We start from the raw sequence: 23,540 nt of genomic DNA, 5'->3' as shown, positions 1-23,540 counted from the left end.
AGGTAGCTCGTCGGGCTCATAACCCGAAGGTCACTGGTTCGAGTCCAGTTCCCGCTACTAAGACAGGCAAAGTGATTTAATCATTTTGCCTGTTTTTATTTTTAACAAGTTCAATATATTGCGTTTTACAATTTTGCGTCTTTGCGTCTTTGCGTGAAAATAATTGCTCGCAATGACGCAGAGGCGCAAAGAGTTTTGAAAGAAATCTTTTCGCACACTATCAATGCTCCTCAACAAATCTCGGTTTTGCTGCGTTTCTTCCAAAAAAGACCATGATAACAATCATCAGCATCAAGAAGTAAAACGAACTTTTCCAGGACGTATCCCAATCGTGTAACATTCCAAAAACTGGCGGGCCGAAAGCTGCAATTAAATAACCTACCGATTGCGCTTTTCCGGAAACTTTAATAGTACCGGCCATAGTTTTGCTTTTGAGCGAGAAAAACAGGATGGATAGGCTGAAAGCCCAACCGCTTGCTATTCCGATAAGGATTGCCGCTAAATAAACGTATTGCGTTTTGAATAAAGCCAATAGACTTATTCCCGAAAACATTAAAATTCCGACACCAAAAATCATCCATTTCTGGTCTTTCATTTTAGTCGCAATAACAGGACTGAGAAACATGACAGGCAGCATTGATAATTGAGCCACCAAAAGCACCAATCCTGTTTCTTCTTTCTGCATTCCATAATCAACCAGCACAATTGGCAACAGAGCCACTAAACAATAATATACCAAAGACTGAATTCCCATAAAAACACTGATGTTCCAGGCCTGTTTGGAGCGGAATATATTGAATTCACTTTTGGTTGTTTGTGCTGCCGGTTTCTTTACAGACGCTCTTTTACCTGAAAAGGCTTCTGCTCCAACAGCAAAAAGCGCCAGCAACGTCCAGATTATCCAAATACCCAAAGAACCCTTCCATCCTAAATTGGTCCATTTTCCAATAGCAATACTAAAACCCGATGCAAAAGCCGCCATCAAATTCATTGCTGCCGAAAACACACCTGTCATAATACCAATTTTTTCGGGAAACCGATTTTTTATGTAGGCCGGTGTTGTGACATTACCAATACAAATTCCCAAACCAATGAGAAATGAACCGATATATAACATAGGTACGTTTCCGTAAACCCGAAAATACAATCCCATAATCAGGAAAATAAGCGAATAAATTATGCTGTAATGAATATTGGCTTTGACCGCAACTTTGCTTACCAATACTGAACAACTGGCAAATACAATCAATGGTATGGATGTTAGCAGACTTCCCTGCAGATTGTCCAGATGCAATAGGGCTATTATTTCACTTAATACCGGACTGACAGCAGTAATAGGTGAACGCAGACCGCCGCCAATCAGTATAATTACTATTACGCTAAGCAGTGACAAACTAATCTTATTTTTCATTTTAATCCTATCCTTATTTATTCAACTTCAAAAATGGCGTGAATTGAAACCGAAGAACCTACAGGTAGTGAACTGGCTCCTGATGTGTTTCGCGTATGTTTGCCTTTTTCACCAAATATTTCAACCGTTAGGTTTGAAGCCGGATTCATAAGTTCTGCATGTTTGGTATAGGTGTCTGGTGTGTTGAATGTACCTATGAGCTGTACACATTTTTTTACGCGGTTTAAATCTCCGCCAATGGCCTCTTTCAGTATGGCCAAAACATTCAGCATGGTTACTGTAGTCGCTTCTTTTACCTGTTCTTCTGTGACGTCAACTCCTACCTTACCGGGATTCACAATTTTTCCATCTTTCAGGGCTACCTGATTGATAAATATCAGATTTCCGGAACGTGCATAGAGCTCGTAGTTTCCTACCGGTTTAGGAAGTGACGGCAGCACAATATTTTTGTCCTTTAAGACCTGATTGACATCAGTTTTGTTTTCCATAACCCCAACTTTGTTTACGCTTTTGGTTTTTTCATCACCTCTAAGAGCATAGGCTACTTTTGCAAAGTTTTTACCTTGTACTTCTGCCAGATAGCGTTCGCTTCTGGAGGGTCTTTCAACCGAGTTTAATGAGGCAAGGCTTGTAGTTCCTAAAACAGAATTTCCCTGCGGAATATTTTTATCGATATTTTCATAACCACTGATGCCGTTAGGCACCAGAACCATTCCATGAACAGCCAGACTGTTCCAAAAAGACTGTAAAGCCAGTTCCTTTCCTGCCCCGCTTCCTGCCGACATAAAAACCGTAGCCGGTTTGCCCTCTAAAGCATGACTTGACCATAAACTGATTGTTTTTGACAAAAACTCGCTCATTCCGGTACTGATATTACCAAAATAAACCGGTGAGCCAAAAGCAATACCATCATAGGTCGCCAATTCCTCAACTGTAGCTACGGGAATATTTTTTAGTTTGGGATTTTCAGACGCCTTTACCTGTTTGATAATTGCCTGAACATTTTGTCCGCTTTCAATTCCTTTGGCTATTTCTTTTGCCAGTTCGTAGGTTCCGCCATTATCAGAATAAATGAGAACCAAAACCTTTGCTTTCTGTTCTTGTGCCATAGCTATATTTATTATAAATAGTACTAAAATCCCTATCAGGAAAGAATATGTTTTTTTCATTTTTCTTGTCTTTTAAGTTCGATAACAAAATTAGCGTTGGCATTTTTATTAAATTTGCCATAAAGTATATGCAAAACGACAACATAAAATGTGGGCAGATTGAAAAAAGCAGAGGCCAATATGTAGATAACATATTGACCGATGCCTATGTGTGGTATGAAAAAAACTGGCGGCACGATGAATATGACCATGCCCATCAACGTTATCAGCTAACGTATGTTGAAGACGGTTATCAGTACTTTCACATCGGACAGAAAACCTATCTTGCTCCTCAAAACCATGTTATCTGGATTCCATCGGCTAAAGAACATCGCACTACTTCCGATGCCAAAACGGTGAATTTGATGATTGTCTTATTTAAATCAGTGCCAGAGCATGAGTTCTTCCAGAATGTCCATGTTTTTGCAGCACCGTCGATTTTAAAAGAAATGCTTTTGTATGCCGAAAAATGGAATCAGTTGCCGAATGAAGATGAGGAACAAACACTTTTTTTGAAAGCGATGCTGAACAGCCTTCCCCATTTTTGTAATGAGAATGAGTTTTTGCAGATTCCGGTTCCTGCCGATAACCGCTTGTTGCCTGTTTGCAATTACATCAATACCCATTTTAAATACAATTTTGACATTGACACATTAGCATCCATTGCGAACATGTCCGTGCGTAGCCTGCAACGTATCTTTAAGCAGGAAACTGGCATCACCATGCAAAAATACATGCAGTTAATCCGCATTTTGAAAAGCATAGAATTGATTGATACCAAACAATATACGTTAAGCCAGATTGCTCTTATGGTGGGTTATAAAAGTTTACCCGCTTTTACTTCTTCGTATTATGCCATAATGAAAACAAAACCCAGACTAAAAAAGTAATATTTAAACTTAGCATCTCGGAACCTATTCTTATTCCAGCCACAGATTTAAAGAATTACACAGATTTAAAAGTTTCTCAATGATTTCTAATACATAAATCCTGCGGCTCTGCACTTTTGCGAGTAATTATTTCACGCAAAGTCGCAGAGCCGCAAAGCAAGAAAAGGAATTCGTTTTTGCTATAAAGTTTCAGACAGTCAATTACTCTTTTATAATGATAACTTCTCCATCTCTCAAAGCTTTGAACAGCCATTTATTTTCGATACATTTTTCAACTTCCTTTGAAATGGCTGCCGATTCAAAATGGTCCGATTTGTAGTGTGGCAAAATACCATAATTAAAATAACCCAGGCCTTCGTAAATAGGTTCCTTAATTTGCTTATAAGGAAATTGGGTAGGGTCATCTACTTCTTCGATATATTTCAATGAGTCGCATAAGACACATATTCCGGCACTGTAACCTCCATATAAAAAATCGGTACGCTGGCGTAGTTTCCCGAAAATCGTGTCAAATCCGCTTAAACGCATGGCCTGTCGCAAAATAAAAGTATTGCCGCCTGACACCCAGATTCCGTCTAGTCCGGCGAGCTTTTCATCTAAAGCCCCTTTCCTGTTAAAATAGTCTTTTAAATCTAAATGTTCGCTTTTAAATCCTAAGCTTTGCAGGAAAGCCATATCATTTTCCAAATCTGCCTTTTTCCTTGCTTCATCGGCACCATGCCAATCTGTAGCATTGGTAATATGTCCGATTTTTGCTCCACGTTGCAATAACTCACAAAGTTTATCCGATTCATTTCCAAACTGGAATGAGGACAAATATAAATTCATAATCGTTTTTTATGGTAATTCTATTTCAACCGTAAATTTATAAAAAAACAAGGCCGTATTTTCATGAATAGAAAATACGGCCTTATCACCATTAACAATTAAATTTATACCGGTTCTGCTTTAAAACCTGTTTTTTTGATAATGTCAAGCACCTCTTCTTTGGTAATTCCTTCTGTTTTTACAGTTAGGATTTTGTCTTTATTGTTAGTGTCGACATTCCATTCGTTAACCCCTTCGGCTTTGTCCAGGTGAGGTTTTACAGAAGCAACGCAGCCCCCACAATTAATATTGGTTTTGAATTGAAATTCTCTATTTTCCATTTTTTTGATTATTATTAATTAGAATTAATTATTGCAACATCCTGTAGCGCAATCAGAATCATTATTGCTACTTTCTGACGAAACGCTGTAACCTGCTTTTTCAATAGCTTTTACTACTTCATTTTTTGTGTTATCAGATGCTATGGAAATGGCTATTTTACCAGCTTCCACGTTTTGAATCTGAACGCCATCAATTTCTTTTACAGCATTGTTTACCCTTGCCTGGCAGTGTGCGCTTTGCATATCGGGTATATTAATTATCATCTGTTTCATTTTAATTAATTTTTATAGTACAAAGTTGGCTATTCTTTTACAGGCAACTATTGCGTAATTTTCTTTTTGATTTGTGAGATTTACTGATTTACTTTTTCCATTTCAATCGCAAACTGTTTGTTACCACGCTCACGCTACTCAATGCCATGGCCGCACCTGCAATCATCGGATTCAACAAGAAGCCATTAATTGGGTAAAGTATTCCGGCCGCAATCGGGATGCCGATAAGGTTGTAGATAAACGCCCAGAACAGGTTTTGTTTGATGGTAGCCACTGTCTGTTTTGAAAGTCTTATGGCTTGTGGTATTTTGGTAAGGTCTGATGAGATAATAGTCATTTTGGCCACATCCATGGCAATATCGCTTCCCTTGCCCATCGCTATACTCACATCTGCCGTTGCAAGAGCCGTACTGTCATTAATACCATCGCCTACCATTGCTACAACTTTACCCTGCTGTTGCAGCTCTTTTATGAAATCTGCCTTATGCTGCGGCATTACTTCAGCTTTATAATGCCCAATTCCTGTCTGCTGGGCAATGGCTTTTGCCGTAGCTTCGTTGTCGCCCGTAAGCATATACAGTTCGATTCCCATTTCCTGTATTTCTTTTATGGCTTCTACCGATGTTTCTTTGATTTTATCTGAAATTGCGATAACAGACAGCGCTTGCTTGCTATCTGAGAACCAGATAACGGTTTTAGACTGGCTGCCCCATTCATCGGCTTGCTTTTGCAATGGTGCTGCAATAACGATATTGTTTTCTGCCAGAAGTTTTTTATTGCCTACAAAATAGGTTTCATTATTATAATTGGCTTTTGCACCTTTACCTGTAATACTGTCGAATAAAGACAAGGCTACTGTTGAAACGTCTTCCAAATGTTTTACTACAGCTTCTGCCAATGGGTGTTCGGATTGTTTTTCTATACTTAGTAAAATTGTTTGGGCCGTGTCATCATTATTTAGCCACTGGATTCCTGTGACCTGAGGTCTACCCTCAGTAATAGTTCCCGTTTTATCCAATACGATAGCGGTTACTTTTTTTGCCAATTCCAGACTTTCGGCATCTTTAATCAGAATACCATTTTCTGCTCCTTTGCCTACTCCAACCATAATTGCTGTTGGAGTGGCGAGTCCGAGCGCACAAGGACAAGCAATAACCAAAACCGTGACTGCCGCCAATAATCCCTGAACCCAGCCATTATCCCCGCCAAGAAGCAGCCATAAGACAAAAGTTAGTATAGCAATCCCAATAACAACAGGAACAAAGATTCCGGCAATTTTGTCTACCAGTTTCTGTACGGGAGCTTTACTACCTTGCGCATCCTGTACCATTTTGATGATTTGGGCAAGCATTGTTTCTTTGCCAACTTTTACGGCTTCAAAGCGGAAACTTCCTTTTTGATTGATAGTACCGGCAAATACTTTTTCGTTTTCTTTTTTGAGTACCGGAACAGGTTCGCCGCTCAACATACTTTCATCTACATAAGAACTTCCTGAAACGACCATACCATCTACGGCTATTTTTTCACCCGGTTTGACGAGGATAACATCTCCTGCATTTACCTCTTCAATGGCAATTTGTTTTTCAGTTCCGTCCGGCTGTATAATGATTACTGTCTTTGGCTGCAATCCCATCAATTTTTTTATGGCTGTGGAAGTGTTGCCTTTGGCTTTTTCTTCCAAGAGTTTTCCCAACAGGATAAACGCAATAATAACGGCTGCGGCCTCGAAATAGACATGGGCATGCAATCCTCTCTGGTGCCAGAAATCTTCAAACAACATATTGAAAACACTAAAAAGATAGGCGATACCGGTACTTAATGCTACCAATGTGTCCATATTGGCAGAACGGTGTTTGGCCTGTTTCCACGCATTGATAAAAAAGTCTTTACCAAGCCACAGTACTACCGGAGTTGAGAAAAGCCACATAATCTGGTTGGCATAGGGAATGTCCATAAAAAACATTCCAATAACTACTACCGGAAGCGATAATATAATAGCCCAGGTAGTTTTATTTTTCAGCTTTTGGAATTTTTGGGCATGTAACGCTTCTAAGGTTTCCTGCTGTTTGGTTTCGTTTTCTATCAACAGGTCATAGCCAATTGATTGTACTGCTTTTTGTAATTTTGAAGCATCTGTCATATTAGGCAGGTATTCTACCGTTAGATTGCCTGTTGCGAAGTTTACGGAGGCATTCACTACGCCTTCCTGAAATGTTACAATACTTTCTGCGCTGCTGGCACAGGAAGCACAAGTCATTCCCAATACGGGAAATGTATGTTTTACGGTTGTAACGCCATAGCCCAATTCCTTGATTGCCTTTACGGCTTCACCGACTACCTGGTTATTGCCAACCGTAATAGCCGCCCTGCGATTGTTTAGTTCTACCTTATGGGTTTCTATACCTTTTACCTGGGCTAATCCTTTTTCAACTATTAATGCACAATGTTCGCTTTCAACATCTTCTAAAGGAAGATAGATGATTTCTTTATTGCTATTTGTTGCCATATTTCGTTTGCTTTAATTTACATACAAAATTGGGTATAATTTCAATGGGGGCTATTGTGGAATTTTGGAATTGATTTGTAAGATTTAGGGAAGAAGTTTTTTATGGTTATTCTTACTTTTTCTTTAAGATCTTTGCATATATTTTTAGACTTTATCCAAAGGTTTTCTTTTCTCTTCCCGGATTTGCTTGAAATGGCTTGGCGTGAGTCCGGTTACTTTTTTGAATTGGTTGCTTAGATAGGCAACACTTGAATAATTCATCCGAAACGCAATTTCGCTTAAAGACAATTCATCATATACCAACAGTTCTTTTACCTTTTCTATCTTCTGGGCGATAAAATATTTTTCAATTGTGGTACCTTCAACTTCGGAAAACAGATTGGACAGGTAATTATAATCGTGGTTCAGCTTACTGCTTAGCACATCGGAAAGGTTTGTTTTAGCCTCGTTTTCCTGATGGTGGACAAGTTCGATGATTGTGTTTTTTATTTTTTCAATAATTCTGCTCTTTTTATCGTCAATCACTTCAAAACCCAACGGTGAAAAAGCCTCTTGCAGTTTCATTCTTTGTTCAGCCGATAGTTCCTTCCCCAATACTACTTCACCCAGCTTAATACTTTTTACGTCTAAGCCCAATTTATCCAATTCATTTTGCACTACCATAATACAGCGGTTGCAAACCATATTTTTAATAAAAAGTGTGTCCATAGTATTTATTTACATTACAAATCTCAATAACAAATTTACAATTTAAGTTAGATTACACCATTTTATGTTATAATATTCCTGATGTCTTTTTTAAAAACCGCTAGTATTTGTCATTTCTTATAGTAACTTTCATAATGTTCTGTCTATTTACGATTTGTAAAATTTAGGGTAACCAAAACGAAACTCACAAATTGAGATTAATCGCTCTTATTTTGTTCACAAAGCCAGTCCCCGCCTCGAATCGTTTGATTTTCTCTTAGTAAATGTAAGTAAAAAATAATTAAAATCTTACTTTCCCTTGTTACTATTTTGTAATATAAAACACTGCTTTTCAAATAGTTAATAACCATTTTTTAATAAATCCTTATCCTAAAAATCCGTTCTTAAAAAATTATTAAAATTAAATTTGGATTGATAAAGCGATAAACCCTGCAGGTATATTTTATCCTTTAAAACACTATTTCCTTCCAATCTTAAATTTTACAATTATGTTTAAAAAACGATTTTTTGCTGCTTTAGTATTTGCAAGTATGTCGGGACTTTCCTTTGGAAAATCTTCTTCCCCGGTTAGCACATCTAAAACAAATGTATCTACAGCTTTTAACGCTGCACTATTAGCCAACCCTATAGAGGGAACCGGCCTTTTTGAAAACCCTTATCGTACTTTGGCGCTGAACCTTTTCGACTGTGCCGGAGGTTCGGAAACATTCTCAAACATTGGAACTGCTGCCAGCGCTTATGCTACAAGAACCTGGACTGGTGACAATGGTGTAGCCTGGTCTGCAACAGATGCCAGAACTGACCAGGAGCTTACAGGAAAAGCTATTGCTTTACGAACGAGCACCTTGAAAAACACCAGCACTATTGCTAATGGTGTTGGAACCCTTAGCTTTAAATATAAAAGAGTATTCTCCGGAAATTCTACTCTGAAACTATTCGTAAATGGTGTTCAGTATGGTGGTGACATTGCTGTTACTTCTGAAACGGCTGCTACTTTTTCTTATGCTGTAAATGTATCAGGAAATGCAGTTATCGAAATCAGAAACAGCGGTAACAGAACCATTGTTGACGATTTGACATGGAACTGCTATTCTGCCGTTGCTGCTCCTGAAATCCAATTAGCTGATGCTTCAGGCGCAAACCGCGAGTGTGGTAATTTTTCAATTGATTTTGGTTCGCGTGCTGTAAACCAATATCATGATGCTGTTTTTACGGTTAAGAACCCGGGAACTGCTGCTTTGAATGTTTCTGCTTTGACATTGAGCAATACAACAGATTTCACAATCATTTCTCCTTCTGTTCCTTTTACGGTTGCTCCGTCAGGTTCAGGATTGGTTTTGGTTCGTTTCCAGGGCACAACAGCCGGAATCAAAAATTCTACATTGACTATTGCGAGTGATGATGCTGACGAGGCTTCTTGTATTGTTAACTTAACGGGAACTGCTCTTCAGGAATGTGCTGCTCCTATTATCACAGGTGCTGACGTTACTGTTTCAAACATTGCTCATTCTTCTGCCGATGTTGTAATAACAAGTGCTGCTGCTGATGCTTATCTTGCTGTTATCTCAACATCAGGTACTTTGTCTGCTGCTCCAGCAAACACAACAAACTACAATGTTGGCGATAGCTTAGGTGGTGGAACTGTTGCTTACAAAGGAACTAACGCTACTTTCTCTCTTTCCGGGTTAACAGAAAGCACATCATACCATATTTTTGTATTCCCTTATAATAATGCTAACTGTACTGGTGGCCCATTATACTACACAGAAACTTCAATTGATGAAGCATTTACAACTCCGGTTGCGCCATGTATTGGTGGAAATGAGACTTTCTCTAACTTAGGAACTGCTTCCAGTACATATACAACAAGAACATGGACAGGTGACAACGGTGTAACGTGGTCTGCTACTGATTCAAGAAACGACCAGGATTTGACCGGTGATGCTATCGCATTGAGAACCGGAATCCTTAAAAACACGGCTCCGGTTGCCGGAGGTATCGGAACATTGACTTTCAATTACAAAAGAGTATTCAGCGGCGATTCAACACTAAAAGTATTCGTAAACGGAGTACAATATGGTGGCGACATTACTGTTTCATCAGACACTACTACTGCATTTTCTCAGGCTATTGATGTTGCCGGACCAGTATCTATCGAAATCAGAAACAGCGGTAACAGAACTGTTATCGATGATTTATCATGGAATTGCTACACTGCACCAAACGGACCTGAATTACAACTTTCTGACAGTGACCTAATCTTAAAGGAGTGTGGTAATTTCACCATTGATTTTGGAGCTGTGCTTCCAAATACAAACAAAAACATCATTTTTACTGTTGAGAATTTAGGTAATCAGGATTTAGAAGTAAGTGCTCTTACATTAAGCGATGCTGTTAATTATACTATAGTTTCACCGGCAGCACCTTTCACAGTAGTTCCTTTAAGTGCTATTGAAGTTGAAGTACAATTCAACGGTGCTACTCTTGGAAACAAGCCCGCAACGCTTACTGTGGTAAACAATGATGCCAATGAAGGTTCTTGCCAGATTGAGCTTAAAGCCAGTGTTCAGGAAAACTGTGTTGCTCCTACAGGAACAGCGGTAATTACAAGTTCTAATATAACAGATACTTCTGCTTCAGTTGCTGTTTCTGGTGTTACAGCTTCAGGATATCTTGCTGTTATTACCACTGGTAGTGGTGTGGTAAATGCTCCGGTTAACGGAACTGTTTATCAGGCAAATGATATTTTAGGCGATGGTAAAGTAGTTTATGCCGGTACGAATACAACTTTTAACGTTACAGGTCTTACTGCCAACACGAACTATTCTATCGTAATTTATCCTTACAATGCCGAATGTATTGGAAGTCCTTTCTATGCTTCACTTCCTGCTTATGATGAAATCCTGACTACTGGTGCTCCATGTGTTGGAGGTACAGAAACTTTCTCTAACCTAGGAAGCAGCTCAAGTACTTATGCCAACAGAACCTGGACTGGAAACAACAGCATTACATGGTCTGCTACTGACGCCAGAACGGATCAGGATTTGAATGGAGATGCTATTGCCCTAAGAACAGGTACTTTGACTAACACGGCTCCTATCACTACGGGTATTGGTACTTTGACTTTTAACTACCAAAGAGTTTTTACAGGTGATTCTGTTTTGAAAGTATTCGTAAACGGAGTACAATACGGAGGTGATATTGCTGTTACATCAACTGCTACTGCTGTTTATTCTCAAGCTATAAACGTATCCGGAAACGCTACTATCGAAATCAGAAACAGTGTGAACAGAACAATAATTGACGATGTGGCCTGGACTTGCTATAGTGCTTCTCCAAGGACGGCTGCAACTAACAACAAAAAAAGCACTACTGCTTTGGATAGGGAAATAAAATTATATCCAAATCCAAACAACGGTCAGTTCCAATTGGATTTTGCCGGTGAAAATGCTGACATTACTGTATTTGATTCATTAGGAAAAAACATCCTTTCTAAAAAAGTAGCTTCTCAGGAGGTAATTGATTTAGGAAACGCACAAAAAGGAATTTACATCATCCAAATCAAATCCGGGAACTCTACAGTTTCTAAAAAAGTTGCTATCAAATAAGATTGCCTTATAAGGCTTGTTGAGCCAGCAATCGCATAAAAAAGAGAAACCATCAATTGTTATTGATGGTTTCTTCATTTATTAAATTTTCATTCTTTGTATCCTGACGGCATTGAGAATAGCCAGAAGCGCGACTCCTACATCAGCAAATACCGCTTCCCATAAAGTAGCCAAACCTCCAGCACCCAAAATAAGCACGAATACTTTGACGCCAAATGCAAGACTGATATTCTGCATAACAATCCTTCGGGTTACTTTTCCTATTTTTATGGAGGCAGGAATTTTGCCCGGTTGGTCGTTTTGGATTACTACATCGGCTGTTTCTATTGTGGCATCGCTTCCCAAACCTCCCATCGCCATTCCGGCATCGGCAAGGGCAACTACAGGAGCATCGTTCACGCCATCGCCAACAAACACGATGGTCTTGCCCTGATTTTTTAGTTCCTGAACTTTTTCTACCTTATTTTCCGGAAGTAAATTCCCAAAAGCAGTATCGATGCCCAATTCTTTTGCGACCTTGTCTACAATACTCTGCTTATCGCCACTAAGCATTACTGTTTGTACATTTAATGCATGCAGGCTTGAAATCGCCTCTTTGGCATCTTCTTTCAGTTCGTCGGCAATTACAAAATAACCGGCATAAACCTCATCAATTGCTACCACTACAATAGTCTCAACTCTGGCCTCAATAGCCTTGTCATATGTAACATTGTATTTTTTAAGCAACTTAAGATTTCCGGCCAGTACTTTTCTGCCCTCTACAATACCTTCTAATCCATGTCCGGCAATTTCTTCTACTTCAGAAACGGCTGCATTTTTATAGCTTCCGCCAGAATACCTGACAATTGCATTGGCAATCGGGTGCGTTGATTTGCTTTCTAATGCGGCTGTCAGAAGCAATAATTCTTTTTGGTCTATAACTGATACGACTTCCTGTACATCAAAGATACCCTTGGTTAGTGTACCGGTTTTATCCATCACCACAACGTCTGTTTTTGTCATCACGTCCAGATAATTGCTGCCTTTAAAAAGAATACCATTACGCGAAGCCAGCCCTATTCCTCCAAAATAGCCTAATGGAATGGATATTACTAAAGCACAAGGACAGGAAATTACCAGAAAAACCAGCCCGCGATAGAGCCAATCACTAAATACATAATTTTCTACAAATAGATAGGGCAAGGAAACTATGGCAATGGCAAGAAACACTACAATTGGCGTATAAATTTTTGCAAATCGGGAGATAAAAAGTTGTGTTTTTGACTTTCGCGCCGTAGCTTCCTGCACCATCTCAAGAATTCTGGACAGTTTACTGTCTCTGAACAATGCGGTAACTTTAACGTCTATTAAGGTTTGGAGATTAATCATTCCGGCTAAGACTGCCTCTCCTTTTATTTTAGTATCGGGTTTGCTTTCACCCGTAAGTGCTGCTGTGTTAAATGAAGCCGTTTCCGAAATCAGTTCGCCGTCCAATGCCACTTTTTCGCCCGGTTTCATCTGGATAATTTCGCCTATGGTTACTTCCGAAGGATTCACGACAACGGGCTCTCCGTTTCGGATTACGGTTACGGTATCAGGACGTATGTCAAGCAATGCTTTGATACTGCGCTGTGCTCTTTGGACTGCTGCATCCTGAAACAACTCTCCTACGGCGTAAAACAACATGACAGCTACACCTTCTGAGTATTCTCCTATAAAAAATGCTCCGATGGTGGCAATAGACATCAGGAAAAATTCAGAAAAGATATTTCCATTCCTGATTTCTTTCAGGGCCTGGTAATTGACTTTTAATCCTACCAAAAGATAGGCGACAATATACCATATCAAATCTACGGGATATTTAAAAAATCCCATTTCTGATTGCTCGAACCCGATTCCGAGAATTAAAAGCAGAAAGCTACCTATAACGGGCAAGTAAGCTTTCCATTGGTTGTCGTGGCTGTGCGAATGTCCTATTTCGCTATGGTCGTGTGCCATACGTCTTTGTTTTTAATTAATGTTGGTGTCCGCCACCGCCTTCCGTTTTGAGCAGATGGCTTTGTATATAATAAGTTCCTTTTAAGACAATCTTTGCGTTGGCATCGATTTTTTGGAGCACAGAAACCTGAACATATCCCAATTGAGAAGTTCCTGTTTTTACTTCTATTCGTTGAAAATGATACATTTTGCCGGCTTCCTCATGTTTGTGTCCGTCTTCATGTGAATGGCCTTCTTCTGAATCATGTGCTTCTTCCTCATGTCCTTCTTCAAGGATAAAGATAAATTCCCTTCCTTCGGCCTTGACAATAGCATCAAGCGGCAACGCCTGAACATCTCTTGCTCCAACATCAATCAGGGCATTGACATACATTCCGGGAATCAGTGTCTGGCTTTTATTAATAATATCTGCATGAACTGCTACTGATTTGGTTTCATTCTCAAAAGCTTTTCCAACGTTAAAGACTTTTCCTTTTATTTCGGTATTGTCCTGATTAGTAAGCACAAACCGGATGTTTTGTCCCGGTTTTACTTTCTGCAAATCTTTTTCATATACCAAAAGGTCGACATGCAATTGTGAATTGTCGACAATGCTCAATAGCGGCTTGCCAACTTCGGCATTGCTGCCAATCTTGATATTTATTTCGGTAATATAACCCGAAATTGGCGCCACAACCGGCATAATGGAACCCGAATTGGTACTTCCGCTCAGATTAAGCAGGTTTAACTGTTGTTTGAGGGAGCTTAACCTTGCCTTTTCTGTTTCAAAATCGGCCTTTGTTTTCTGAAAGACTTTTTTGGAATTGACATTTTCTTCGCTCAATGTTTTCTGTCTTTCATATTCCAGAGTCAGAAATTCCAGATTGCTTTTTGAAGTCTGATAAGCTTCCTGCAATTTAGCAAATTCCGGGCTTTCTATGGTTGCCAGCACCTGACCTTTTTTCACCGCCTGTCCTTCTATCACGTTTATGGACTTAACGATTCCTGTAAGATGTACCGAAACATCTGCCTGATTTTGCGGCGGCAGTTTGGTATAGCCATTGGCATTTACAACCTCGCTCAGATTTTTCATTGCAAAAGTTCCAAGCTCAACTCCTGCGGCTTTATATTGCGCTTCGTTCAACTCTACTTCTTTAGCTGTAGCTACTTCTTTTGGCTCTTTTTCAGTTTTCTCGCCATCATGATTATGGCCGTCATTTTCGGTATGTCGAAGTGAAAAATAAAGAATCAAAGCAATAGCAATTGCCGCAAGGCTTCCGTATACTATGTTTTTTCTGTTCATGTTATTATTATTGATTCGCCAAAAACTGCAAGTTGATTACAGTCTGGTTAAAGTTATTTACTGCATTGATATAATTCGTTCTGATTTCCAAAGCGGTTTCCAATCCCTGTACGTATTCCACATAAGAGATATCGCCATTCAGGTAGGCCTTTTCTGCATTTTTGCTAATCAGGTCTGCATTTGGAAGTGCCGTACCTTTATAGAAGTCCATCAACGACTGGAAAGTATTCAACTGTTGTAACTGCTGCTCATGCTGGTTGACGAGCTGCATTTCCATATAGGCCGCATTTTTTTGTTGCGCTTCAATATTTGTTTTTGCAGCCTGGATTTTTGAAACGCTGCTTCCTGCAAAAATCGGAAGCGAGATTCCAACTGTAAATCCCTGAAATCGTGGCGTCCCGTCATAAGAAACTGTTTCTCCGTTTACTTCCTGATTTCCTTTGAAGGATTGGATAAAATAGCCCGCAGAAATATCAGGCATCATTGTGGCTTTCTCAACTTTTCTTCCCGCTTCGGCAACGGCTACTTGCTGTTGTGCCAGCTTGTAATTTGAATTTTGCCTGACAAGCGCACTATCCAAAACCGTTAATGATGGTAATGCTACAAATGATGTATCGCTTACGCTGAATTCTTCCTTACTGTTGAGAAAAGTCCTGATTTTAGATTTTTCAACCTGAATCATCGCCTCATTCTGCTTGATTTTTTGTTCTAACTCCTGCTGTTTGGCCAGAGCCGTAGTTTTTTCAAGCGAATTGGTTTCTCCTGTATCAAAGCGAAGCGAGGCCGAACGGACAAATTTTTGCATTAGCTTATTCTGTCTGGATAGCATTTTGTTGAGTTCGGAATAATACAGCATTGCATTCCAGGACTGCCGGATATTAAACACTACTTCCTGTTTTGTAACGCCTGCTTTTAGCTGGCTTAAATTGCTGTTTTCAAGCAATAGTTTTCTTCTGGCTCCATATTGAAAAGGGCTAAAACTTTGGGAAACACTGAAATTTTTATCCTGGGCATTGGTATTTAACTGGCCAAATGTTCCTGTAATTTCTGTTTTGGGAAGGTCAAATGCTGTGCCTCTCAATTGCGACTGCATCTTACTTTCCAGTTCTGAAGACTGTATCAGCGTATTGTTTTTCAAGCCCAATTCGATAGCCTGTTTCAAGCCTAAATTTTTAGGAACTTCCTGAGCATTGGCAGTACCTGAAAAAAGCGCCAGTACAAGAATTGAAACTATTGCAGTATTTTTACTTCTGGTAAACCCTTTTTCAAAATAATAATACAGGATTGGAAGCACGATTAGCGTCAGAATAGTCGCTGTCAATAATCCACCAATTACAACGGTTGCCAAAGGTTTCTGAACTTCTGCTCCTGCACTACTGCTGATTGCCATTGGCAAAAAGCCCAATGATGCTACTGAAGCTGTAAGAACAACCGGTCTCAATCTCACTTTTGTCCCTTCTTTGATACGTTCATGAATATCGTTCATTCCTTCTTTTTTTAATTGATTGAAATAGGCAATCAGTACAATTCCGTTTAATACAGCAACCCCAAATAATGCGATGAATCCGACTCCGGCGGAAATACTGAAAGGCATGCCCCGAATCCAAAGAGCAAATACTCCTCCAATGGCAGACAGCGGAATTGCTGTAAAGATTAACAGCGACTGTTTGACAGATTTAAAGGTAAAGTACAACAAGATGAAAATCAGTCCCAGTGCAATCGGAACGGCAACCATCAAACGCTTGTTGGCGTCAATCAGGTTTTCGAACTGACCGCCATAGGTTGTATAATATCCGTCCGGAAGTTTTAATTGCTTGTCTAATTTTGCCTGAATCTCTTCCACTACCCGTTTCACATCCTTGCCTCTTACGTTAAAGCCTACCACGATTCTTCGTCTTCCGTCTTCACGGCTAATCTGCATTGGCCCGTCTTCATATTGAATATCGGCCACCTGTTCTAACGGAATCTGATTTCCGGATGGCAACGTAATAAACAAAGATTTCAAATTGGAAATATCCTGTCTGCTATCTGCTTCCAGCCTAACGACCAGGTCAAATCTTTTTTCTTTTTCGTAAATTAATCCGGCAGCCTCGCCTGCAAAACCAATACGGATAACTCTGTTCAAGTCGCCTATGTTTAATCCGTAAAGCGCCAGTTTGTCTTTGTTGTAACGTACGGTAATCTGAGGCAATCCTGCCACACGCTCCAGTTTGGCATCCGAAACGCCTTCTACACCCTGAATGAGCTGTAAGACTTCGTCTCCTTTGCTGACCAGCATATCGATATCGTCACCAAAAATCTTGATGGCTACATCGCTTCGAACACCGGTCATCAATTCGTTGAAACGCATTTGAATTGGCTGCGAAAATTCGGTAGTAGCGCCCGGAATTTCCTGTAATGCTTCTTCCATCTTTTCCATAAGTTCTTCTTTGGTTTTGGCCGAAGTCCATTCTTTCTTATCCTTTAGCAGGATAATCATATCGCCGGCTTCAATAGGCATCGGGTCAGTTGGTATTTCTGCACTTCCTATTTTTGTCACTATCATTTTGACTTCCGGAAATTTGTCCTTCAATATTTTTTCGGCCTTTGTAGTCGCTTCAATTTCTTGTGACAGCGAACTACCCGAAGCAATGATAAGGTGGGTTGCAATATCCCCTTCATCCAACGTAGGGATAAACTCTCCTCCTAAAGAGCTGAACAGGAACAATGCAAATGCAAACAAGCCGATAGCCGAAATAATAACGGCTCTTTTGGCCTGCAATGCTTTTTGAAGCAACGGGCTGTAAAACCTATAGATGGCATCGATAATCCTGTCGCTTATGTTTTTTGTATGTCCTGTCTGCTTTTTTAATACCAATGCACTCATCATAGGCACATAGGTCAATGACAGTATAAAAGCCCCTAAAATGGCGAAAGAAACGGTCTGCGCCATTGGGCCGAACATTTTTCCTTCAATGCCCACCAAAGCCAGAATAGGAAGGTAAACAATAAGGATGATAATTTCTCCAAAAGCGGCACTGCTTCTTATTTTTACGGAAGCTTGGTAGACTTCTTCATCCATTTGCGCGGCGGTCAGGCTCTGCCGTTTCCTCACCTGTAATCTGTGGATTATGGCTTCTACTATAATGACGGCTCCGTCGACTATTATTCCAAAGTCGATTGCCCCGAGGCTCATCAGGTTACCGCTCACACCAAAAAGGCGCATCATGGTAATGGCAAAAAGCAATGCCAACGGAATTACGGAAGCAACAACCAATCCGGCACGCCAGTTTCCAAGCAATAATACCAGTATAAAAATTACGATAAGCGCTCCTTCAATCAGGTTGGTCTGTACGGTACTGATAGCTTTGTCGACCAATTTTGTACGGTCCATAAATGGTTCGATGGCAACTCCTTCCGGGAGTGATTTTTTAATCTGTTCCATCTTTTCCTTTACTCTTTTTACAACCTCGCCACTGTTTTCGCCTTTAAGCATCATAACCATACCACTAACTTCTTCGCCCTTACCGTCTTTGGTTACGGCTCCATAACGAATACTGCTTCCAATCTGTACTTTGGCAATGTCACGAATGAGAATAGGAATTCCATTCTGGTTTTTGACCACAATCTTACTGATGTCTTCGATATTGTTAACCATACCAATTCCCCTGATAAAATAGGCATATGGTTTTTTGTCAATATAAGCTCCACCCGTATTTTCATTATTGGATTCCAAAGCCGTAAAAATTTCCGGAATGGTCACTCCCATACTTTTCAGCTTGTCCGGTTGTACGGCAATTTCATATTGCTTGAGATAACCTCCCAGGGTATTGACTTCTGCAACTCCAGGCGTTCCCAGAAGTTGCTGCTTGATAATCCAATCCTGAATCGTACGCAGGTCGGTTGCATTGTATTTGTCCTCGTAGCCCTTTTCAGGAAATACTACATATTGATATATTTCTCCCAATCCTGTACTGACCGGCGCCATTTCCGGCGTACCTACGTTTTTGGGAATCATGCTTTCCGCTTCTTTTATGCGCTCAGAAATTTGCGCACGTGCCCAGTAGATGTCTGCATTTTCTTCAAAAACGACAGTAACCACACTGAGACCGAACCGGCTAATGGAACGTAATTCTACAATTTTGGGAATAGGCTTTACGGCTTGTTCAATCGGATAGGTTATAAATTGTTCTACATCCTGTGTGGACAGGGTTGGTGAACTGGTAATAATCTGAACCTGGTTATTGGTAATATCCGGTAAGGCATCAATCGGAAGCCTGTAAAGCGAATAACTTCCTACGATTATGAGTGCCAGTGTAAACAGCCCGATAATAAATTTATTATGGATGCTGAAATGTATAATCTTATCTAACATAGATTATGAATTAGTATAAATGTTGATTTTGTCCGCAGCACGGATTTATTTGCGGATAGCCCGCGAGAAATCAGCCGACTCACATCGGCACAACATTATACTAATTGAGGTGGTTGCCAAATCGACCCGAAGAAACTGGAGACGGCAGGCTTATAAAAACTTGGTGTTTTTGTGTATGAATTTTCAAAATGCGGCACCATGTCAAAAACAATAGCCGAATGTATTATTATGGGAGTAGTACAACAGGCGCAGATACAAAAAGGAGTACAAAAATCGTCATGGTGCTGCTCGTTCTGAACCTGAGAAGTTTGTGTAGAAAAAACCGTTTGTGTTTGTGCATGTACATCATTACAAGGCATAATCATCAGTACCAGCAGGTAGACTGATAAAAAGGAAGTAAAAATGCGCCTTGTTAATTTCATGTTGTAAATGTAGAAAAAAAAATTATTGACAATCAAATCAATAGTAAAAATACTTTGCTTATTCCCAAAATGATGCCAACCTCCTTAGATTATCTTAAGATTTGCTTAAGACTCCAATGCCTCCAAAAGACCAATACGGTTTCCTTCACTATCTTGAAATTCTGCCACAAAACCCCATTCGCCATTTGATGTTTTAGGAAACAGAATTGTACCCCAGTTATTAATCCGTTTAAGGGTTTCATCTATTTTTTACTGTTCAGATAAATTATCCTTTGTTTCCCAGCAACCAACTAATCAGCCCTTCGCTATCTACTATGCTCCAGGAATGCGGGTGTCTTTTATTGTCAGGTTTTCTGTATCCTTTGTTTTCCGTCAATACAAGTTCTGCCTGACGATTGCCCAGCCTTCTTAATTCATTGACCATAGCTGAGCCATCCAAAACATTCATTGCAGAAAAATCAGCATTTCTATTTTCTATCCACCAGTTTACATCCGGCTCCGAATACAATCGAATCGGGATATTAACAAGGCTTTTGATGGCTTTTTGCTCCGTGTCTGAATAGGAATATGGTGAAATGGCATGATAGCTTTTCAATGCATCAACAGGCGTACCTCCCATCACCTGCTCAATTCTTCCAACCATGTAAACATTCTCCTGATTGGGCTGAGAACCTGCCGAAAGCCTAAGGTCGCGCTGAGCGGAATTGTAAAACCTTTCAAAATCAAGTGGCGGGTCAATTGCAAAAATTGCTGCCGGCTTGTTTTTAAAATTTCCAGACAACGCTGTTTCTGCATATTTTACCGCGGCACTTCCTCCTATTGAAAAACCTCCGATGTAAAACTGACGGGCAGCAAGATTAAATTTTTTGGATGCATCTTCAATAATTGCTGTTAATGATTTCTGACTACTATTATCAACTCCAAATGACATTATGCCATCTGTTAATGTGGGAATAATAGTGAGTATCCCTTTTTCAGCACAACGCAAAGGCAGGTTGGTTTGCTGCATTACTCTTTCTGCCGTTTCGCCAAAGCCGGGAATCAGAACCAGATAACCCACTACAGGGCTTTTGTCCGGTAGAATTGCCGTATAGCATTCATGCGAGGGGTCATTTTTATCCAGAAATACCTTTTCTGTTTTTTGACCGTATGATTTTAAAAAGCAGCAAAATGCTGCTATGAGAAGTTTATTTTTCATGTTTCAATATATGATTTTCAAGGATATTTTGACAGTATTTCGTTAGTGCTCTTTTAAAAAATCCATTACCACCTGATTAAACACTTTAGGGTTATCTGCTACGACTTCATGAGTCTGACCTTTTAATATGGATACTTTAGCTCCCGGAATACTGGCACCAATCAATCGTGTATGGCTTTCCAATATCAGGTCGTGTTCTCCTGCAACAACGAGGGTCTTTGCCTTAATTGCACCTAAGCTTTCCGGCTGAATATTGGGTTCCTGAAGTAACATTTCCAATAGTCGGATTGTCACTATCTCTACGTTTTTTTGGTCTTTTAGTTGTTTTATATCCTTTGCAATCGTTTTCAGCATTTTTTTATCGATTGCATTGTCTGAAGGATTCAGATTCGCCCCCATTGTGACCAATCTCTTTACATAGTCCGGATATTTACTCGCCAATAATAATCCTGTATTGCCTCCATCACTCCAACCTACCACATTCACCTGTTTTAAGCCAAGCGAATCCAGAAGCGTTTTCATGTCATCGGCAAAAAGGTCATATGAAAAATGCTCTGTTTGCATATCAATGCTTTTTCCCTGTCCGCGCGTATCGACAGCAATAACCTTATAGTTTCTGGCAAATTCCTCAATCTGCCCTGCAAAACTGCTTATGGAACCACCATTGCCATGAAGCAAAAGCAAGGGCTCTCCTTCTCCATAGGTTTCGTAATAAATTTTTACACCCTTACTGTTTATATATTTTCCTGTGGCTGAATTATTACCGTAAAAAAACCTTTTGTCAATCGTTCCTCCTTCGGCATGTATTCGCAGCGACTGTCCCCGTCCTTCCTGATTCACCAAAGAAACGGACAATCCTTCCTTTTTTGCTGATTCTCCATTTTTAAATCCTTTGAGCGGATTCCCGGCCGATAATTTTTCAAAATCTCCTCCTTCAACGGGCACATCTACCCAATTTTCTCCTTCTTTTATTTCAAACTTCATATTGTCATAATAGAAATCGCCATTACCATAGGTTGCCAAAGTAAACCACAACTTATACGCTTCCGAATCAATAGTTCCTGTAATGGTATAGGTTTTCCATGTTTGGGAATCCTTAGGGGCAAAAAATGTCTTACGGGTATTTTCCAAAAATTCCCAATCTTGTTTTTTGGTCTGCAAAACCATAACAGTACCACCGCTTATATCGTCTGACGGTTCATTTTTTATATCAATGCTCAATCGGTATTGTTTGCCTGTATATTTCTTTACAGGAAGAAGTTTCACCAAAGCCGTATTGGTTGTAGTATATTTCAACTGGGAATAGGCACATTGCTGGACTATTAAAAAGGCCAGATAAAAGATAGTCTTTATCATAGGTTAAACCAATTAATTCCAACAAAATTAAAACAGCAACCTGTTCAAAAATTGTAAAAATGGAAAAGCCTGATTTTGTTTCTTTTCATTGTTACTTTTCACTAGTTGTTTTTATAATTTACAAGAAATTTTACATCAAATACATGCACTTTATGCTTTGTGCCTCTGCGCCTTTGCGAGCAATTATTTTCCCGCAAAGGCACAAAAACGCAAAGCTCTTTACAAATAAATTTTATACTGCTTTTTCATTTGGCATCAACTTTCGATAGTTATTTATACTTTTGAAAAAGTCTAAAAAAGACAGCCAAAACCTTATGACACAGAACAACGGCAGATGGATTCCCATTAACGGGAAAAAACTTTATATAGAATTTCAAACAACCTACGAAAACCGCCCGACACTTGTTTTCCTTCACGACTCTTTAGGCTGTACAAGCCTATGGCGCGATTTCCCACAAAAGCTGACCGAAGCAATACAGTGCAATGTTTTGGTATATGACCGCTTAGGCTACGGAAAATCTGACCCTATGCCTACTTATGAAAGACCCATAAATTATCTGGAAGCGGAAGCTCATTCCTTGGACAGTCTGCTTAACGCCTTAGCAATTGACAATGCTATTTTGTTTGGCCATAGCGATGGTGGTTCGATTGCTCTGATTACCGCCAGCCGGTATGGAAAAAAAATCAAAGCCGTAATCTGTGAAGCAGCCCATATTTTTGTGGAGGAATTAACGCTCAAAGGCATCCGGGAAGCCATGGAAACCTACCAAAGTACTAACCTTCCGGAACGACTGCAAAAATATCATGGCGATAAGGTTGAAACACTTTTTAAAGCATGGACAGAAACCTGGACTCGTGCTGACTTCAGAAGTTGGAATATTGAGCATTTTTTACCTGCCATTAGCTGTCCGCTTTTATTCATTCAGGGAGAATCAGATGAATACGGCACGATGGAACAAGCTGAAAAAACAGTCAGCCAGGTAAATGGCACTGCTTCTGTTTTTAGTATTCCCGGAATTGGACATACTCCACATAAGGAAGCTCCTGATGTAACGATTGAAGGTGTAAAGAGTTTTTTAAACAAATAATAAAAACGAATAATATTAGCTTATTTTTTTACTTTAATCCCTTCCAAACGCATTTAAATGTTACCAAAAACGGTCATTTCCCAAGCTTCATTTTCTCACCATAAACTTTAACATTTTTTACAGATTTTGTGTAACGGGGAGATTTGGGACAGGGGTAGATTTGCCAAGAAA

Annotated in this window: 16 protein-coding genes; 3 read left to right on the top strand and 13 right to left on the bottom strand. The window is 39.7% G+C overall.

The window, feature by feature from the left end:
- Positions 1-220: 220 nt before the first annotated feature.
- Both ASG38_RS08445 and ASG38_RS08440 read right to left on the bottom strand, forming a co-directional pair.
- Positions 221-1,411: an MFS transporter gene (locus ASG38_RS08445; RefSeq protein ID WP_056069150.1), complete on the bottom strand. Its 1,191-nt coding sequence runs from the start codon at positions 1,409-1,411 to the stop codon at positions 221-223.
- A 17-nt stretch (positions 1,412-1,428) separates the two neighbouring features.
- Positions 1,429-2,580: an NAD(P)H:quinone oxidoreductase gene (locus ASG38_RS08440; protein ID WP_056069147.1), complete on the bottom strand. Its 1,152-nt coding sequence runs from the start codon at positions 2,578-2,580 to the stop codon at positions 1,429-1,431.
- Positions 2,581-2,648: 68 nt separating this feature from the next.
- Between ASG38_RS08440 and ASG38_RS08435 the strand changes: the two genes are divergently transcribed.
- Positions 2,649-3,449, top strand: a complete 801-nt coding sequence (locus tag ASG38_RS08435) for an AraC family transcriptional regulator (protein ID WP_056069144.1) — start codon at positions 2,649-2,651, stop codon at positions 3,447-3,449.
- A 201-nt stretch (positions 3,450-3,650) separates the two neighbouring features.
- On the opposite strand, the gene ASG38_RS08430 is transcribed toward ASG38_RS08435, so the two are convergent.
- The 5 genes from ASG38_RS08430 to ASG38_RS08410 all read right to left on the bottom strand — a co-directional run bounded on the left by ASG38_RS08430 (position 3,651) and on the right by ASG38_RS08410 (position 8,084).
- Positions 3,651-4,277, bottom strand: coding sequence for a Type 1 glutamine amidotransferase-like domain-containing protein (locus tag ASG38_RS08430; protein WP_056069141.1), 627 nt, complete (start codon positions 4,275-4,277; stop codon positions 3,651-3,653).
- Positions 4,278-4,381: 104 nt separating this feature from the next.
- On the bottom strand, positions 4,382-4,597 hold the full coding sequence (locus ASG38_RS08425; RefSeq protein ID WP_056069138.1) for a heavy-metal-associated domain-containing protein: 216 nt from the start codon (positions 4,595-4,597) through the stop codon (positions 4,382-4,384).
- A gap of 24 nt (positions 4,598-4,621) precedes the next feature.
- Positions 4,622-4,870, bottom strand: coding sequence for a heavy-metal-associated domain-containing protein (locus tag ASG38_RS08420; protein ID WP_056069135.1), 249 nt, complete (start codon positions 4,868-4,870; stop codon positions 4,622-4,624).
- A gap of 88 nt (positions 4,871-4,958) precedes the next feature.
- A complete protein-coding gene (locus ASG38_RS08415) occupies positions 4,959-7,376 on the bottom strand; it encodes a heavy metal translocating P-type ATPase (RefSeq protein ID WP_056069132.1) in 2,418 nt (805 codons plus the stop codon).
- A 144-nt stretch (positions 7,377-7,520) separates the two neighbouring features.
- Positions 7,521-8,084, bottom strand: coding sequence for an AraC family transcriptional regulator (locus ASG38_RS08410; RefSeq protein WP_056069129.1), 564 nt, complete (start codon positions 8,082-8,084; stop codon positions 7,521-7,523).
- A gap of 488 nt (positions 8,085-8,572) precedes the next feature.
- On the opposite strand from ASG38_RS08410, the gene ASG38_RS08405 reads away from it, so the two are divergent.
- The gene (locus tag ASG38_RS08405) at positions 8,573-11,692 is read left to right on the top strand and encodes a choice-of-anchor D domain-containing protein (RefSeq protein WP_056069126.1); all 3,120 of its coding nucleotides are present in this window, start codon (positions 8,573-8,575) and stop codon (positions 11,690-11,692) included.
- A gap of 81 nt (positions 11,693-11,773) precedes the next feature.
- On the opposite strand, the gene ASG38_RS08400 is transcribed toward ASG38_RS08405, so the two are convergent.
- From ASG38_RS08400 to ASG38_RS08380, 6 genes are all read right to left on the bottom strand, one after another.
- Positions 11,774-13,669, bottom strand: a complete 1,896-nt coding sequence (locus ASG38_RS08400) for a heavy metal translocating P-type ATPase (protein WP_082482191.1) — start codon at positions 13,667-13,669, stop codon at positions 11,774-11,776.
- Positions 13,670-13,685: 16 nt separating this feature from the next.
- A complete protein-coding gene (locus tag ASG38_RS08395; protein ID WP_056069124.1) occupies positions 13,686-14,951 on the bottom strand; it encodes an efflux RND transporter periplasmic adaptor subunit in 1,266 nt (421 codons plus the stop codon).
- A gap of 7 nt (positions 14,952-14,958) precedes the next feature.
- Entirely contained in the window at positions 14,959-19,305 is a 4,347-nt protein-coding gene (locus ASG38_RS08390; protein WP_056069121.1) for a CusA/CzcA family heavy metal efflux RND transporter, read from the bottom strand.
- 95 nt (positions 19,306-19,400) lie between these two features.
- Positions 19,401-19,664 carry a hypothetical protein gene (locus ASG38_RS18445; RefSeq protein WP_369814318.1) on the bottom strand — a complete coding sequence of 88 codons (264 nt, stop codon included), beginning with the start codon at positions 19,662-19,664 and terminating at the stop codon, positions 19,401-19,403.
- A 328-nt stretch (positions 19,665-19,992) separates the two neighbouring features.
- Positions 19,993-20,925, bottom strand: a complete 933-nt coding sequence (locus ASG38_RS08385; RefSeq protein ID WP_056069118.1) for an alpha/beta hydrolase — start codon at positions 20,923-20,925, stop codon at positions 19,993-19,995.
- A 42-nt stretch (positions 20,926-20,967) separates the two neighbouring features.
- A complete protein-coding gene (locus ASG38_RS08380) occupies positions 20,968-22,281 on the bottom strand; it encodes an alpha/beta fold hydrolase (protein WP_056069116.1) in 1,314 nt (437 codons plus the stop codon).
- 314 nt (positions 22,282-22,595) lie between these two features.
- Here ASG38_RS08380 and ASG38_RS08375 point away from each other — a divergent pair, with 314 nt between their 5' ends.
- Complete coding sequence (locus ASG38_RS08375; protein ID WP_056071355.1) at positions 22,596-23,369, top strand: alpha/beta fold hydrolase; 774 nt, start codon at positions 22,596-22,598, stop codon at positions 23,367-23,369.
- Positions 23,370-23,540 lie beyond the last annotated feature (171 nt).

Origin of the sequence: Flavobacterium sp. Leaf359, from assembly GCF_001423985.1 — a bacterium.
Classification (GTDB): domain Bacteria; phylum Bacteroidota; class Bacteroidia; order Flavobacteriales; family Flavobacteriaceae; genus Flavobacterium; species Flavobacterium lindanitolerans.
Note: the sequence above shows the minus strand (reverse complement) of the source record. Positions and strands in the feature narration are given on the sequence as shown.